This window comes from Protofrankia sp. Cr1 (assembly GCF_963555865.1).
Taxonomy (GTDB): Bacteria; Actinomycetota; Actinomycetes; order Frankiales; family Frankiaceae; genus Protofrankia.
The window spans coordinates 1,508-3,037 of sequence record NZ_CAUVXO010000003.1; the positions used below are offsets into that span (position 1 = coordinate 1,508).

Consider the following 1,530-nt stretch of genomic DNA (forward strand, 5'->3'; position numbering starts at 1 on the left):
GCCGGGCAGCGCTCAGGCCGCGGCGGTGAGGCTGATCAAAGTAGCCTCAGGTCGGCAGGCGAAGCGAATCGGCGCGAACGGCGAGGTCCCCAGGCCAGCGGACACGTGCAGCCACGACGTCCGCCCGCCCGCCTCGTACCGGGAGAGTCCGCGCACACGGGCCCGGTCGATGCCGCAGTTGGTCACCAGCGCCCCGGCGAACGGCACCCGGATCTGGCCGCCGTGGGTGTGGCCCGAGAGGGTCAGCGCCACCCCGTCGGCGGTGTAGGCGTCCAGAACCCGCGGCTCCGGAGTGTGTGACAGCCCCAGCCGCAGATCGACATCGGCGTCGTCCCGGGCACCGAGCACTGAAGGCACATCGTCCCTGCACAACCTGGCGTCGTCGACGCCACGCACGTCGATCCGCCGTCCGGCGACGCGCATCACAGTCCGGTAGTTGGTGAGGTCGATCCATCCGCTGTCGGCCGCCAGGGTCTTGGCGAACGCCGCCCAGTTCAGCGGAGGCCCCTTCGGCATGGTGTCGTCCTTCGACGAAAAGTAGTGATGCGGGCTCTTCAGCGTCGGCACGAAATAATCGTTGTTCCCCGGTACGAACACACCGGGAAAGCCGAACATCGAGGACAGTGCCGCCAGGGTCGGCTCCGCTGAATCCGGATGCGACAGCACGTCACCGGTCAGGGCCACGAGATCGGGCATCAGCCGGGCCAGGTCCGAGATCCACGCAAGTTTTCCGCGCTGCTTGGGGGTGATATGCAGGTCGGAGATGTGCAAAATGCGCAACGGACCGGCCCCGTCAGCAAGCGCCGGCACCACCAGACGGCGCAGCGTGTAGGCAGTCCGCTCATAGCCTGCGGCGTAGGCAAGGCTCACCGCACCTGCTACGCCAAGCCCGGTGGCCGCACGCCCGGCGGCCCTTCGCAGCGTCCCCGAGGAGAACCGTCGCACACTCGTCATTGGACCAGTGTGGCCCAGGTTCCGCCCATTGCAGGCGTTCTCCGCGCCGCGCCACGCGGGCAGACGGCCACGGGCAGCCTGACGATCGTGAACACCAGGGCGCCCGGGAGGCGTTAGGGTCAGGTCGCGTGAGCGAACTCAAGGATCGCCTGCGGGCGGATCTCACCACGTCGATGAAGGCCCGGGACGCGCTGCGTACCTCCACCCTACGGATGGCCATGGCCGCGGTGAAGGACGAGGAGGTAGCCGGTCGCAGCGCACGGGAGCTGTCCGACGCCGACGTTGCGAAGGTGCTCACCCGCGAGGTCCGCAAGCGGCGCGAAGCCGCGGACGCGTTCGCCGCAGCCGGGCGTGCGGCCCAGGCCGAACAGGAGCGGAACGAGGGCGAGATCCTCGCCGGCTACCTTCCCCAGCAGTTGAGCGACGACGAGCTCACTCTGATCATCGAGAGAGTGCTCGCCGCGCAGGACCTCTCCGGCCAGCAGGCGATGGGTGCCGCGATGAAGGCTGTGCAGTCCGAGGTGGCCGGGCGAGCGGACGGATCCCGGGTGTCCGCCCTGGTCCGTGCCCGGCTGA

General features: G+C 69.2%; 2 protein-coding genes. One reads left to right on the plus strand and one right to left on the minus strand.

Annotated elements, in window-relative coordinates; translation table 11 throughout:
• Window positions 1-12: 12 nt before the first annotated feature.
• Window positions 13-954, minus strand: coding sequence for a metallophosphoesterase (locus U9980_RS00915; RefSeq protein WP_322747687.1), 942 nt, complete (start codon window positions 952-954; stop codon window positions 13-15).
• A 128-nt stretch (window positions 955-1,082) separates the two neighbouring features.
• On the opposite strand from U9980_RS00915, the gene U9980_RS00920 reads away from it, so the two are divergent.
• Window positions 1,083-1,530 (plus strand): GatB/YqeY domain-containing protein (locus U9980_RS00920; RefSeq protein ID WP_322766262.1); only part of this gene is annotated, 448 nt, incomplete at its 3' end.